Raw genomic sequence first — 13,426 nt, 5'->3', positions numbered from 1 at the left:
TGATCGATGGACACTTCCTCGCGGGCAGTGGGGGCGACCGCGCTCGGCCTTCCGGTGGCGCTGATCTTGCTGCTGATGATCATTGGTGCCGACCCGGCACTGACCTGTACCAGCCCGCTCTCAGCGGGCGGTGCAGCCGGGATGGGTGGCTCGACCGGGCAATCGGTGGCGGGGCTGTCGGAGCGGCAGTTGCAGTTGGCGCGCAACGGGGTCGCGATCGGCAAACAACGCCGGATGCGGGAGTCGGTGATCATCGCCGAGTTGGCTGCCCAAGCCACCGAATCAACCTTCCGAAACCTGGCCAACCCGTCGGTGCCGCAATCGCTGAACTACAGCAACGACGGACTCGGCTACGACCACGACTCGGTTGGCCCGCACCAGATGCGTGCCAGCGTCTGGGGATCGTTCGGCATCGCCACCTTGATGGACCCGATCTACCAGATCAACTGGTTCTACGATCACGCTCAACAGCTCGGTGGCGCAGCGCAGCAGATGTCGCCAGCCGAGCTCGCTCAAGCTATCGAGCGCTCGGCACCGAACGCCTATGGAGCGCAACTGGAGTTGGCGCGGCAGTTGTATGCGTTGTTCGCCGACATCGACATCTCCTCAATACCCCGCGTGTCGGCCGGATCACCGGCGGTCGGGTGCGGGAGGACCGGATCCGGGACGCTGTTGCCCGCGGAAGCGAGTGCGTTCGGGCGCGCGGTGATCGAGCACGCCGCCCGGTGGATCGGCACCCCGTACGTGTGGGGCGGCGGCGACACCAACGGCCCCACCGGCGGTGGGTTCGACTGCTCGGGCCTGACGCTCTACGCGATCTATCACGCTTCAGGCGGGCGGATCCGGTTGCCGCACTATACCCAAGCCCAACAAGACCATCCGACCGCGCAACTGGTCCCGTTCGCCCAGCGGGCACCCGGGGACCTGATCTTCTTCACCGCCCCGGGCGACACCGATTCCCACCATGTCGGCATCTACTACGGCCGCGACTTCCAAGGCAGCGACCTGCTGCTGCATGCACCGCAAACTGGCCAGACCGCCACCCTCACCCCGCTGAGCGCGTGGGAGGGCGAACGCATGGACGTGCGCCGCTACACCAGCCCCTTCACCCCAACCCCGGGAGGTCGAGCATGAAAACCACACCCACCGCCGCGGACCCGCAACCCGGTGTCACGCCGGAGATGGTCGTCCGCGTCCGCGCCGCCGAGTTGCACGGGTTCACCAGCACCCGCCAGTTCGATCGTGTCGCCACCGAGCACGGGTTCACCGACGCTTCCACCTTCGAGCGATATCTGACCGCGCTGCTGGTCGAAGCGGGGATCGACTACGAGGGCCTGCGGCAAATCGAGGCCGCCCGCCATACCGCGCACCAACAGTTGGTGGCGATGGCGGCGCGGGGGCCACAGCTGAGGCTGTGGTCGGCCGCCACTGTGACGACGTTCACCATCTGCTGTGCCGACGGACGGGTCATCTGGCACGACCTGTTTCCCCGCGACACCGTCATCGCTAGCGGGGCGTCAGCTGCGGAAGCCTCAGCGCGACAAGCTATCTGGCTCGCTGGACATGCCTGCGCCCAATGGGGTGCTGAAGCGGCCACCCTGCACTTGATCCTGGCACGTAGCTGCGGCGTCGACATCCAGAGCCTGCACCGCGCCGCAGTCACCGCCGCGTTGGTCCTGGATGTGGTGACCGATTCGGTGCACAACCCGGCCGCCGAACAATGCCGCCGCGGCGACGCCGTCGACTGGTACACCACTGACCTCGGCGGACTACTGCACCCACACCAGGAGTCGCCATGACACCGGCGACATTCCTGACCGCCGTTATCGCTATCGCCGCCGTGACCGCAGGATGCGCCGCGATCACGCACCAACAATCGTCCGCTGATGAACAACGCTGCCGGGCATCGAGTTTCGCACTTCCCTTCGGCGAGGTAGCTCCGTGTTCGGTCGAAGCAGTGATGACTGCAGCGGTGACCACCGTGTTCAGTTATCGGCCGAGCGAGCATGCCGACCAGCGCGTGGCGTTCCGGGCCGCGCGCTCGTTGATGGATCCACGATTCGCCGACCGCGCCGAGTCCGCAGCCCTGGTGTGGGCGCCGGTTAGTGCCGACCAATGGCAGCAGTGGCGCAGCGACGCCGTCTCCATCGCCGCTTCCGCCCGCGTGACCAGCGATGACCACCCCACCGACACCGCCACTACCGCGAGCCGCGTCGTAGCCGTCGGCCTGGAACCCGGTAACCAGCCCCCGATCATGTGGACCGTGTACGCCCGCGCCACCCGCACCACCGCCGCCTCGGCGTGGTTGCTGTCCGGAATGGAGGTTCTCCCGTGAGTGGCGATCCGGTCGAAGAGAGCAGCCAGGCTATGCGCAACGGTTTCGTCCAAGCGCTGCAAACCTCGCACACCACCGCGGCGCTGATGCGGGGACGCGGCGGGGAAGCGCGGTCGAAGGCGGAGTCCGAGCAGCGGATGCGTCATGCGGCAGGCAAGGAGCGCCGCTCGTTCATCGAACACCGGCTCCGCGTGATCGACGCGGTGGAATCAGCAGGCCAAGTGCGGGAACTCAACACCGCCAAGGTCGACGAAGTTCGCTCCCGCATCGAGCGCGGCGGCGAACTGCACGAGCTAGAGCAGCAGCAGAAGAACCGGCAGATGGAACGTGCCGATGCCGACCTGGACCGCCGAGACAAGGCAGGCAAGCTCGAGCGGAAACACACGATCAAAATCCACAAATTGCAGGTCGACGGTTACACCAACCGGGAGGCCCGCGCGGTTGAGTTGCACGAACTCGACGTCGAATACAAGAAGCTGCTCATCGACATCCGCCGCCGCGCAGCGGGTTTCAGTGACACCCTGACCGTGCACGGCGAATCCGGCGAAACGATGGCTTCAGCAGCTGCCTTCGCTGCTGCTAAGGGGTCGGAGGGCTTGTCCGAGCAGCACGACCGCGACGTCGACGCCTATGCCGAGCGGTTCGTTGAGGACACCGGCACCGACTACACGGAGGTCCTCGACGCCACCGTGGTCGGAGACTTCGGTGACTTCGATGACCTTGATGCGGGGGTGGGGGAGCAGGCCAGGTCGTCGGTGGCGATGGAGGACATCGTCGGTCTCACCGAGGAGCTCAGTTTCGCTACCCATCTCGCTCATGAGTTCGCTGATTTTTCCGAGGAGGCGGACGCCGAACCTGACGAGGGGGCAGCGATCGGGGAAGTGGTCGATGCCGCTGGACTCAGCGGCGACGGCCTCACGGAGGCGATGGATTTTGCCGTGGATCCCGGCCCGCCCTCGGTGCCGGTGCCACCAGTACCTGATCCGGGAATCGAGCCATGACCAGCGAACGAACCTCAACCAGGGTGCGGCCGCGTGATGGCGGGAGCCGGTGACCGCTCCGACACAGGCGCAGGTGGCGTCCGGGATCCGAAAGCGACAGAACGCTAACCATTTTCACGAGAGAGGCGCAAGCCATGAGTCAACCTTCATCGGAGTTGGAGGGACTGCCCAGTTGGAAGCTGCGGCTGCTGGAACGCATCCAAAACACCTCCGCCGACCACTTCCGCGTCTTGCTGCAGGGCTACCCCACTTACGAGCCACATCACGGCAGCGGAGAGATCCCGATGCAGACCCGGTGCACTCACCCGCGTGGCCTCGTAGCCGACCGCACAGAAATCGAAACCCATGCCGCCGCAATCGGTGTGCCCGCCTCGGCGATCCCCCACACGCGGGCGGCCGGGCAGCGCGGTTGCGGTGGGCCGACAGCGTGCACTTCTCACACATCATGCGCCATGGCCAGGACCCGGTTCGCGCACACATGGTTGAAGGGGTGGCCGCTGAGGTCTGGCAGCTCGAGCATACGGCCGCGATCAACGCCGAACGGCGATTCGGCCGAGCGCCGAGTCGAATTCGCCACCGCTCCGAAGCCGAGGAGGTCGAGCAGTTCGGCCGCAACATGGCCGCGTTGCGGAACTGGGCCCGCGACACCGCGCACGTGATCGGCCTGTCGTCCGAGGAACGCGCTCAGCTGTGGGGATGTGATCGTGAGGGCTGGCAGCGGCTGACCATTGCCACCTATGACGACGCCGGATTGCAGGAGCGGTGGCGTGCGTACGCCTGGCGTGGCATCGAGCACGAAGTTCGACTCTGCATCGACAGCCTCGCCGCGGGCCGCGTGAACCCGGACGAACCGGGTGTGGCGCCGCCGACGCCGTATGTGCTCATCGAACGTGCCACCGACGCTGTCATCGCTGCCGGGCGCGGTGAGACAAAAGCCGACCAGGTCATCGGCGAGGCGATCGGGATTGCGCCGCCTCACGACCTGGGCCCGGTTTGGGACAGCGAACCGGTCATCGCCTCCGATGTCCGCCCGCCCCAACCTGGCTCGTCGGCCGGGTACGAGCTGTTGGGGCGAGGAAGGCGATGACGACTCCCGAATCCGAATTCTCGCCGCCGCAGACGGTGGTCCAATGGCAAGCTCAGCTGCTGTTGCGCATCCGGTTGCTGGCCGCCGAACACGCGCGCATTCTGGACGCCGGGTGGGAGAACTTCGAGGCCCTCGCCGCAGATGGCGATCCACAGCAGGTGTGGCAAGCGCATTTGGATGGGTTGGAGGCCCAGCGGGAGCAGGCCGAACAGACCGCGCTGACCGCCGGTATCGAGGCGGCCTGGATCGAGGATGCCCGTGAGCTCGGCAGCCGCAGCACCCGCCCGCGCGTCGATGCAGGGGTGCGGCAGAATCCGTCTCGCGACAACGCCGCTCAGGACTTCTACGTCGACATGCTGTCGCTGGACCTGTGGCATCTGGAACGGATGGCCGGCCTGTCGGCTGCCCGCGCGGACCGTATCGCCACGGGACGGTGGAGCTTCGGCACCAATCCCCAAGCGGTAGCGCAGTTCACGCAGAACATGCAGCTGTACCACGAGCGCGTCACGGCTCTCGTGCACGCCGCGGAGATCACCGCCACCGAAGCCGACCTGCTCTGGGGTCTGGATGCCGAAGGTAGCCGGCGACAGCAGGCGGTCCATCTCGAAACCTACGACGAACTGACGCTGGTCAACGAATGGAATTCCTACGCGACCGCCCGCGGCGACCTTGCGGTCCCGCCCTACATTCCCACCGACCCCGATACCGGCACCCTCACCGCTGGCGCCAAGGTCACTCCACCGACACCGCAACACCTGATCAACGCTGCCACCGCATCGCTGCGCGCGGAATTCGTCGACGCCGCGCTCGGCCGCGATGGCGAACTCGATCGCGTCGCCGATCCCACCGCCATCACCGAAGCCGTCGACGCCGCTCTGCCCGCAGGCGGGCACACCTGGGACAGCGAGCCCGACCATGCCGAACAGCTCACCAACCTGCACCACCCGATCGATCTGGGCACCGACCCGTACTAGCCGCACTTCGCGCAAGGAACAGCCACCGACTACTGATCCCACCACACGCACTCACAGCACACGCCTACGTCGACGCACTGGTCACGGGTACTGACCGGGACGCCGAAACCGCCCTGCCAGGGGACATCCGAACACCGCCGCGCTGTCATCACGACGGTTCACGGCGCACACGCCTTCCCTCACCGGAGGTCGACGATGTCCAACCCCACATCCGATTCCGTTTCCCTGCAACGCCGCCAACCGTGCCGCCGCCGCGATTGCGATCGGTGGGCTGATCAATGAGCTGGCCCGAACCGCGAACCGGAACCACCGATCCCACCTACTACCACGACGCCGCCGACAGCATCGAAGCCCAACTACGGGCCGACTTCACGCGCTACTACCAGCTGCGGCTGTTCGTGCCGTTCGCCGAAACACCCGAACAGAATCAGGAATTCACCGCTCAGGCCGATGCACTGGCAGCACGATGGGGCCGCCACGAATCTTCCGAGCACCGCAGACTGTGGGAGCAACTACAGGCCGCGGTCTCTGGGTGGGAGCTTCGCCCGGAATCAACCCGAGCCGCCTACGACCGCATCGCCCAAGCCAAAGCCGACGGAGCCGTCGGCGTCGATGCGGTGGTGTGGCGCAACCTGCGCCAAGCTGCCGAAGTCACCGGCCACATCGAAACCACCATCACCGGCTCGACGCAAGACGCCGCCCGCTGGCGCCCACCCGACCGTGCCGTCGGACCGGAAGCGGACCGGTCCAGTCTGCTGGACCGCGCCCTTGGCGGTCGCGGCCCGGAATTGGCCAGTGCCGCGGAGGTCGATGCGATCATTGCCGAAACCGATCGGTTGCTGGCGGCCGAGCACGAACATGGCGACCTCGACACCGGCGCAGACGAGCACGCCGATCTGCTACCCGAGCGTGTGCGCTCGGCGTCGGTGGCCTACACCTACAGCGCGGAAGCCGGCCAGGAAGCACGCCAGATCGCGGCGCTGCGGCAGCTCCAAGATGTGACCGCTGAGCACGCCCGGTTGGCCGACCAGTGGGACGGCTCGCCCGAGCAGGATCAGGCCCAGCTCGTCCGCCTGGAATCGCTGCTCGACGTCGCCCGCGCTGCCCGGATCGATGCGACTGAAGCAGGTGTTCCTGCGCCCGATATCGAGACTGTCTATCGCACCGGACGTGACGGCACCTACTGGCACGAACAGCCCGGCGATCCTCGGCTGGGCCGCATCGCACGGTTGGTCGAGGAGCGCGACCGCGCCGCAGCGGAAGCCGACACCTTGCGAGAGGTCGTGGAGGATCTGCGCCACTCCGGGCCTGCGCCTACCTCGCAGGCAGGGCTTGGCCCGCCGTCGGCTTCTCGCGACCCGGCCGAACCGTATCCGAGTCCGGACCGGGGTGGCGCGGATATTTGCGACGCCATCGACGCTGCCCTGCCTGAGGTTGAGTTCGCTGACTGGCGCCCCGCCGACGGCATCGCGGACAAACCCGCAACGGGCCCGCGCGACCTCGTCGTCGATGCCGATGTGTCGATGTGAAAACCCATTCTGCCCAACCCTTCACAGCCATTTGGAGGCCCGATCATGATCTCGACGCGACAGACCCGCCGCCGCACCAAACGCGGTGTGGGCGAGGAAACCGCGCTGCTGCTGGTGTTTCTGGCGTTGGCGGCCTTCGCGCTTGCGTTGTGGGGGGCGTTGAGTCTGGGTAGCTGGTGGGCCGGGGTGCCGGTCACGCACCATCCAGTGACCGCGCTGCTCGAGGTGCTCGCCGGCCAGCATCCCTGGCCGTGGCAGGCCAGCGTGCTGAGCGTCGCGTTCGCTGCCGCTGCGGCCGCGCTGGTGGTCGCGTGCTGGCGGGCGATCAGCGCTGGCAGTGAGATCGACGCGGCGGCGCGCACGATGCAACGCCCGGCGGCGATTCGGTTGGCCCGTGCCTGCGACAACACGCGCGCCAACCAGCGGCTGTTACGTGACGCTGACCCTGAGATTCAGGCCTGTAAAGGCCCACCGCTAGGGGAGACGGTGGTCGGTGGGGTGAAGTTGTTCGTGCCCGCTGAGCTGGGGGTGACGATCGCGGCGGGCACCCGCACCGGGAAGACGATGGCCTGGGCGATCCCCGCGGTGTTGTCGGCGTGGGGGCCGTGCTTGGCCACCTCGAACAAACCCGATCTGTATCGGCACACCGTGTACGGGCGTGAACAGCGCGGCCGGATCTGGCTGTGTGATCTCCAAGCGGTCACCGGGACGGTGGAGTGCGGGTTCTGGGTCGACCTCCTCACCCAGGTCATGAGCTTGCCCGCGGCCCGCAAGCTGGCAGGGTTCTTCGTCTCGGCCGCCTCCGGGTCAGCATCCCAAGCCGCCAATGCCAAGGTCGACTCCTATTTCGACGGCGGCGCACAAGAACTCCTCGCCCTGTACCTCTACGCGGCGGCGTGCGCAGGAGGGGATCTGCTGCACGTGGCCGAATGGCTCGGCCGCGACCAAGACCAAACCCCCGCGTTGATCCTGCGCCACTACGGCCACCATCGTCCCGCCGAGCGAATCCTCGAATCCCAAGCCCTCTACGCCCGCCAACGCGACGGCCTGTACGACATGGCACGTCGGTTTCTCAACGTGCTCTCCGACGAGGGCTACGCCCGCATGGTCACCCCACCACGACGTCACCTGCTGGCAGTGCGGGAAGAAACCGAGAAGAAGAGCAGCAAAACCCGCATCGTCATCGACAAGACCGAACAGGACCCGACCCATAATCTGCCGGAGTTCACACCGGCCGAGTTCGTAACCTCCACCGATACGTTGTATGCGCTGTCGATGGCCGGACCCGACGGCGCCACCCCGCTCACCTCGGCACTGGTCGGACAGATTCTGGAAGCCGCTCTCGATGCGGCGCGGGTGCGTCCGGATGGGCGGCTGGCCGTGCCGCTGCTGGGGGTGCTCGACGAGGCAGCAAACTGCGCCCGCATCGCCGAACTACCGTCGTACTACACCTACGCCGGTGGCTGCGGGATCATCCTCATGACGATCTTGCAGGTTCTCGAACAAGGCGAAGACCTTTGGGGCGCCAACGGTTTGAAAACCATGCGCGCCCAATCGATCGAGGTCTACGGCGGTGGTATCGCCGCGGTCGACTACCTCGAACATTGGTCGGCGATGACCGGCCCCCATGATGTGGCAGACCGCTCCCGCAGCCACGGCGCCGGTGGAGTCAACCGCACACTGACCTGGCGCCCCGAGCCCATCCTCGATGTCGCCTTGCTGGCCGCGCTCCCCAAAGACCGCGCTGTGGTTCGGCTCCCGAACCACGGGCCGGTGGTCGTCCGCAAGATCTGGTGGTCCGATACCGAATACGCGCCCCTGATCCGCACATCCCTGGCTCGCTTCGAGAAAGCCGCCCACCAGATCACCCGGCCCACCGAGGCTGTCGACGACGACACGGCGACTGGCGGTGAGCCCCAATGAGTGCGGCGACCGCAGCGGCGGGCAAGAAGCCGCCGATGCCACCGGCATACCGGCATTTCACCGAGTTCACCGAAAAGTGGCTGCTGCCCTCGATCAATGTCAGGTTGGCCGAAGCCAACCGGGAGAACACCTACACCTGGTGTCGCCAGTGGTGGGCCCATCGCGGCGTCGCTGTCCGAATCGCCCACCTGCACACGGCGTTCGAGGCTCAACGCCGCGCCCAGGCCGCCACCAGCTTGAGTTCGTTTCTGCTCTCACACGTCGACGCGCATTTCAAGGTCATCCTCGATGCCGCCAACGGGCCGCTGCACCGATGCACCCGCACCACCCACCTCAGCACGCCGTCACTGCCGTTCGACCCGGTCCCGCCCGGATGGATCAAGCCGGCGGGTCGCCCGTCCAGCGCCGTCGCGGGTGGTGAGCAGGGGGAGAAGAAGCCGCCGCCGCGGTTCGCGCATTACAGCGAGTTCGTGCAGGACTGGTTGCTGCCGGTCACCGCCGTGCGGATCGCGGGCAACAACCGTGAAGGCCAATACAGTTGGTGTCGGCAGTGGTGGCGCCATCACGCGGTCGCGGTTCGTTTCGCCGGCCTGCACGCGGTGTTCGAAGCCGCCCTCCGGGCCGAGGACGAGTCCGCGATGAGTGGGCTGTTCGTCCGCCACATCGACCCCCATGTGCGCTACATCCTCGACGCCGCCAACGGCCCCCTGCACCGCTGCACCCCCGACCAACACCTCGACATTCCCGGGCTACCCGCGGCACCGATCCCCACCGCATGGTTCGGCGCCCCGGGCGCGAAAACCTCAACCGAACACCTTGGGTTCGGACCCGACTTCCGCGCCTTCAGCAACGACTCGGCAGCCCGGCAGGAGCCAGGAGGGCAGGGATGAAGGCACCGACGCGTGCGCAGGTGAAAGTGCTGAAATCCCTGCAGAACCGGTCGGTGATCGTCACCAGCATGCTGGCCGAAGCAACTCGGCACCAACAGCAAACCGGGCACCGACCACCGCAATCCTGGTACGAGAACTTCCACGACCACGCGATCCTGCGTGAAGAACTGACCAACGCCACACACGCCGCCGGGGTGCCACGAGCGTGGATCGACCACGTCCGTGAGCGCGGCCAACGTGGAGTGAGCTGGCGCGCCGACCTCTACCTGCGCACCCCTGATGCTGTCGACTGGAACCAGGTACTGAGCAGCCTCGATGTGGATGTGCAGCGGCTGCGCGAGTGGACCGCCCTCGCTGCGGCCTATGGTCCGATCGGTGCTCGAGCCGAGATCTCGGTCGCGGCCGGATTCGACCGCAACCTGCGCGTATTACGGTCCAGGACTGCGGGCGTGGCGAACCTTCTGGGTCTAAGCGTCGAGCAAGGCGACCAGTTGTGGGGCACCGAATCCGACTGGGTTGCCGCCGGGATGGCGATGGTCGACGGTGTTCCGGTCGAAGGGGTCGCGCAACGCTGGCGCCAGGCAGCACGCACTGACACCCGCGTCTACGCCTTGCAAGCCACGGCGCTGGCTGACGCCGGGATCGCGATCGACACCGCGGTGGCACTGCCCTCCCACGAACAGCTAGGGCCCCCGATCAGTGCCGCGCTCACACCCCTGCAACCGCTGTTCCAGTCAGCCGCCACACCAGGTGAAGAGATCGAAACCGCGATCGGTGCCGCGAATCTGACCGACAACGCCGACACCGATGCCGAAATAGCTATCGGGGCACCGACATTCAGTGACGCACCCGGAACCGATCCCTGGACCAGCTATCCGTCACCCAGTGACGTACCGGCCGCTCCGCCGATCTGGCAGGGGATCGAGCTATGAGCCCGAACTCGCCGCTGCGGATTCGTGATATCCCCCTCGAGCAGGCCGCGGTCCTGCGCCGCATCCACCAGCTGGCCGCCCTCGGCAGCTGGCTGCGTCAGGCCATGCAAGCGAGTACCCCGGGCTCTGCGGACAGCACGCTGATGTTCGGCCAGGTCAGTGAGGTCGACCGCGATCGGGACTTGACCGAAATCCACGCCCGCCTAGACCGTATGCCCGCGAACTGGGTCGACCAGGCGCGAGCGGCCGGGCAGTCCGGCCGCGCATGGACCGTCGAGCTACTACTCCCGGCACCTCGGCCGGCAACAGGCCGCCGAAATATCAAACGGGTCCTTGACGACACTCGCCAGCTGGCCGATATGGCCGCTATCACCGTCGCCCGCGAACACCGTCTCGCCACCGATGGTGTCACTGCAGAGCCGGAACCTGCTGCCGCCGCGCAGCTCCGACGAAACATGGAAGCGATATGGACGCGCGTCGCGGCCACCGCCACCTCGATCGGAATGGACCGCAAGCAACGCGCCCGCGTTTTCAATGCCGCCAGCAGTGACGTAAACGAGCGTGTCGAGAGCTACCTGCACGACAGCCTCGACGACCTCAACGCGCAGTGGAGCAGCTACACCATCCCCACCATCGCTGCCAGCGTGCGGCGCTCGCTAGGCAGCCTGCGCCGCACCGACCGCAGCGCTGACACCCCCACCGTGGTCTCCGACGCAGAACAACCACCGACACCGAAGGCCCTGATCGAACGAGCCCGCGACATCCTGAACAGGGAAGCTGCCAACAGCTTCGAGGCGGGGACTGACATCGATGCAGCAATTGCCGCCGCGATGCCCGCCGCGAGGGCTCGCGGCTGGGACACGCCGGCGGACGTCCACGGCGGCGAGTCTGCCGTCATCGAGGCGTACCCGGATGCCGGACCCGATCCGTAGCCGCCGATTGCTGTTGTCCACCTCTGACTTTCATTGCGAGACGCCCGTGCATTCCTCCGGCACCCGCATCACCGTCGTCGCCGCCTCGAAACACCCAACGACCTGCACGCCGTCACCATGACCCGGCCACCTGGCCGTCGCGACACGCGCCACCCGAGGACCCACGCGCGCGTACTTCACCGCAGCGCGTCTCGGCGCCGACCGCGCCCAGTTCACAAACAGAAAACAGGAGCCGCCACTATGACTCTCAGTCTCGACCACTTCACCCGTCCCGCCGCAGCACACGATCACCAGCTGGGCGAGCACCGCATCACCTACCTGCCCGACGGCGTCGCGCTGCTCGAACCCCGCGTCTGGCTCCCCGACTCCGGTGACCAGATCTGGGCCGAACACCGCCATCTGATCAACCCGGACGGCTACCTGGTCGCCAGCATCGGCGCTCTGCTTGTCGAGTACGGCAACCGCGCCATGCTCATCGACGCCGGACTCGGACCCCTAGCTGTGCCGACCCCGTTCGGGCTGCAGCGCGGCGGGCAACTGCTCGACAGCCTCGCAGCGACGGGAAAACGCCTGTCCGATATCGAACTGATCGCCATCACCCACCTACACCTAGATCACATCGGCTGGCTATGGCAGTCCGTGCCCGGTACCTCGACCAGTCTGTTCGCTGATATCCCGGTCCTCGTCGGGGACGCCGAGTGGCAGCAACATGACCTCGCCGGCGTGAGCCCCGAGATGCTGGATGTGTTTGCAGCCCAGGTTCGCCCCGTCGCCGATGGTGAGGACATCTTTCCCGGCGTCCACTCCATGGCCACGCCCGGACACAGCCTCGGCCACCTCGCCTACACCCTCACCTCACCCAGCCACCAGCTGATCGTGTTCGGCGACGCCATACAAACCCCGGCGCAGATCACCCACCCGAACTGACCGCCGCCGTCGATGACGACCCCGCCGCATCCATGGCCACCTGCCGCCGACTGATCGACGAACTCGCCGCACCCGACACCCTCGGCTTCGGAATGCGCTTCGCCGACGTCCAACTCGGCCGAGTCACCTCCAACCGCAGCGGCAGACGAGTCTGGCAGCCCGAATAGTCACGCACCCAGAGCAATTCGGCCGACCTCGCGCAACCGGACTCGCCGACCTTCCCTACCCAATGACACAGGAGAGACAACAATGCCATCTTTCCCCCGATCCACCGAGGTGACAGTCCAGGTCCGTCCCGCCCGTCGCCGCGTCGAGATGCGTGAATTCACCCGATGGCATCACCTCGCCGGTGTGCCGCACGCACGCCCGGCCGGACACAACCTTCTCCAGGTCAGCGACGCCGGAATCCTCTCCACCGGGCACTTGTCCAGCTACGCGCTATCGGTGCAGAACACCGCGAGCGGAGCGAGCCATGTGCCGACTGTGCTGGCAGCGCGGACGGCGGCGCTGGTCGCGGCCGCCGATGGCCACCCCATCGGCGGCCTGTCGGCTGGGCCAGCGTTTTTCCTGTGCGCGCAGCTAGTTGTCCTCGGGCACTGGCTGCCAGCATGAGCACACGTGCATCCGGTGCCCGATGCTCAACATCAACCCGAAGATGCTTTCGCGACTGGCCGAGATCGAAGACGACCTGGTCGGCCGCCGAGAGCGAGCCGAGCGAGAGGCTTGGCTCGGTGAGATCGAGGGCATCGACCTCACATTGTCCTTCCTCCGGCAAAAGCATTCGGAGACAAAACGATTGGCGCGCCTTGCCCCCGCCGGACCTACGATGATCACCTTGGGACCACCACTGCCCCGGCAGGCTGAACGACGATGCCTGCATGGGAAAAGTCAGAGAA

At 66.7% G+C, this 13,426-nt stretch carries 14 protein-coding genes; all 14 read left to right on the top strand.

The annotated features are described in order from the left end of the window. Nucleotides 1-6: 6 nt before the first annotated feature. The 14 genes from OH799_RS12040 to OH799_RS11975 all read left to right on the top strand — a co-directional run bounded on the left by OH799_RS12040 (nucleotide 7) and on the right by OH799_RS11975 (nucleotide 13,142). The gene (locus OH799_RS12040) at nucleotides 7-1,134 is read left to right on the top strand and encodes a C40 family peptidase (protein WP_406279387.1); all 1,128 of its coding nucleotides are present in this window, start codon (nucleotides 7-9) and stop codon (nucleotides 1,132-1,134) included. Further along, the gene (locus OH799_RS12035) at nucleotides 1,131-1,799 is read left to right on the top strand and encodes a hypothetical protein (protein ID WP_406279384.1); all 669 of its coding nucleotides are present in this window, start codon (nucleotides 1,131-1,133) and stop codon (nucleotides 1,797-1,799) included. Before OH799_RS12040 ends, OH799_RS12035 begins: the two co-directional genes overlap by 4 nt. Then, nucleotides 1,796-2,335, top strand: coding sequence for a hypothetical protein (locus tag OH799_RS12030; RefSeq protein ID WP_406279381.1), 540 nt, complete (start codon nucleotides 1,796-1,798; stop codon nucleotides 2,333-2,335). The genes OH799_RS12035 and OH799_RS12030 overlap by 4 nt, the downstream gene beginning before the upstream one ends. Further along, nucleotides 2,332-3,336: a hypothetical protein gene (locus OH799_RS12025; protein ID WP_406279378.1), complete on the top strand. Its 1,005-nt coding sequence runs from the start codon at nucleotides 2,332-2,334 to the stop codon at nucleotides 3,334-3,336. The genes OH799_RS12030 and OH799_RS12025 overlap by 4 nt, the downstream gene beginning before the upstream one ends. Before the next feature lie 490 nt (nucleotides 3,337-3,826). Further along, entirely contained in the window at nucleotides 3,827-4,423 is a 597-nt protein-coding gene (locus tag OH799_RS12020) for a hypothetical protein (RefSeq protein WP_406279375.1), read from the top strand. Continuing rightward, nucleotides 4,420-5,397 carry a hypothetical protein gene (locus OH799_RS12015; RefSeq protein ID WP_406279372.1) on the top strand — a complete coding sequence of 326 codons (978 nt, stop codon included), beginning with the start codon at nucleotides 4,420-4,422 and terminating at the stop codon, nucleotides 5,395-5,397. Before OH799_RS12020 ends, OH799_RS12015 begins: the two co-directional genes overlap by 4 nt. Nucleotides 5,398-5,675: 278 nt before the next feature. Then, nucleotides 5,676-6,926 carry a hypothetical protein gene (locus tag OH799_RS12010; RefSeq protein ID WP_406279369.1) on the top strand — a complete coding sequence of 417 codons (1,251 nt, stop codon included), beginning with the start codon at nucleotides 5,676-5,678 and terminating at the stop codon, nucleotides 6,924-6,926. 45 nt (nucleotides 6,927-6,971) lie between these two features. Continuing rightward, nucleotides 6,972-8,849: a type IV secretory system conjugative DNA transfer family protein gene (locus OH799_RS12005; protein WP_406279366.1), complete on the top strand. Its 1,878-nt coding sequence runs from the start codon at nucleotides 6,972-6,974 to the stop codon at nucleotides 8,847-8,849. Continuing rightward, nucleotides 8,846-9,739 carry a DUF4913 domain-containing protein gene (locus OH799_RS12000; protein ID WP_406279363.1) on the top strand — a complete coding sequence of 298 codons (894 nt, stop codon included), beginning with the start codon at nucleotides 8,846-8,848 and terminating at the stop codon, nucleotides 9,737-9,739. Before OH799_RS12005 ends, OH799_RS12000 begins: the two co-directional genes overlap by 4 nt. Further along, on the top strand, nucleotides 9,736-10,671 hold the full coding sequence (locus tag OH799_RS11995; protein ID WP_406279360.1) for a hypothetical protein: 936 nt from the start codon (nucleotides 9,736-9,738) through the stop codon (nucleotides 10,669-10,671). Before OH799_RS12000 ends, OH799_RS11995 begins: the two co-directional genes overlap by 4 nt. Next, complete coding sequence (locus OH799_RS11990) at nucleotides 10,668-11,603, top strand: hypothetical protein (protein ID WP_406279357.1); 936 nt, start codon at nucleotides 10,668-10,670, stop codon at nucleotides 11,601-11,603. The genes OH799_RS11995 and OH799_RS11990 overlap by 4 nt, the downstream gene beginning before the upstream one ends. A 240-nt stretch (nucleotides 11,604-11,843) precedes the next feature. Further along, nucleotides 11,844-12,530 (top strand): MBL fold metallo-hydrolase, encoded by a 687-nt coding sequence (locus tag OH799_RS11985; RefSeq protein ID WP_406279354.1) that lies wholly within the window; start codon nucleotides 11,844-11,846, stop codon nucleotides 12,528-12,530. Nucleotides 12,531-12,562: 32 nt separating this feature from the next. Continuing rightward, nucleotides 12,563-12,697 carry a hypothetical protein gene (locus tag OH799_RS11980; RefSeq protein WP_406279351.1) on the top strand — a complete coding sequence of 45 codons (135 nt, stop codon included), beginning with the start codon at nucleotides 12,563-12,565 and terminating at the stop codon, nucleotides 12,695-12,697. Between the two features lie 82 nt (nucleotides 12,698-12,779). Further along, complete coding sequence (locus OH799_RS11975) at nucleotides 12,780-13,142, top strand: hypothetical protein (RefSeq protein ID WP_406279348.1); 363 nt, start codon at nucleotides 12,780-12,782, stop codon at nucleotides 13,140-13,142. Nucleotides 13,143-13,426: the final 284 nt, after the last annotated feature.

It is taken from the genome of Nocardia sp. NBC_00881 (assembly GCF_045207455.1).
Classification (GTDB): Bacteria; Actinomycetota; Actinomycetes; order Mycobacteriales; family Mycobacteriaceae; genus Nocardia.
This window is presented reverse-complemented; position numbering and strand designations above follow the sequence as displayed.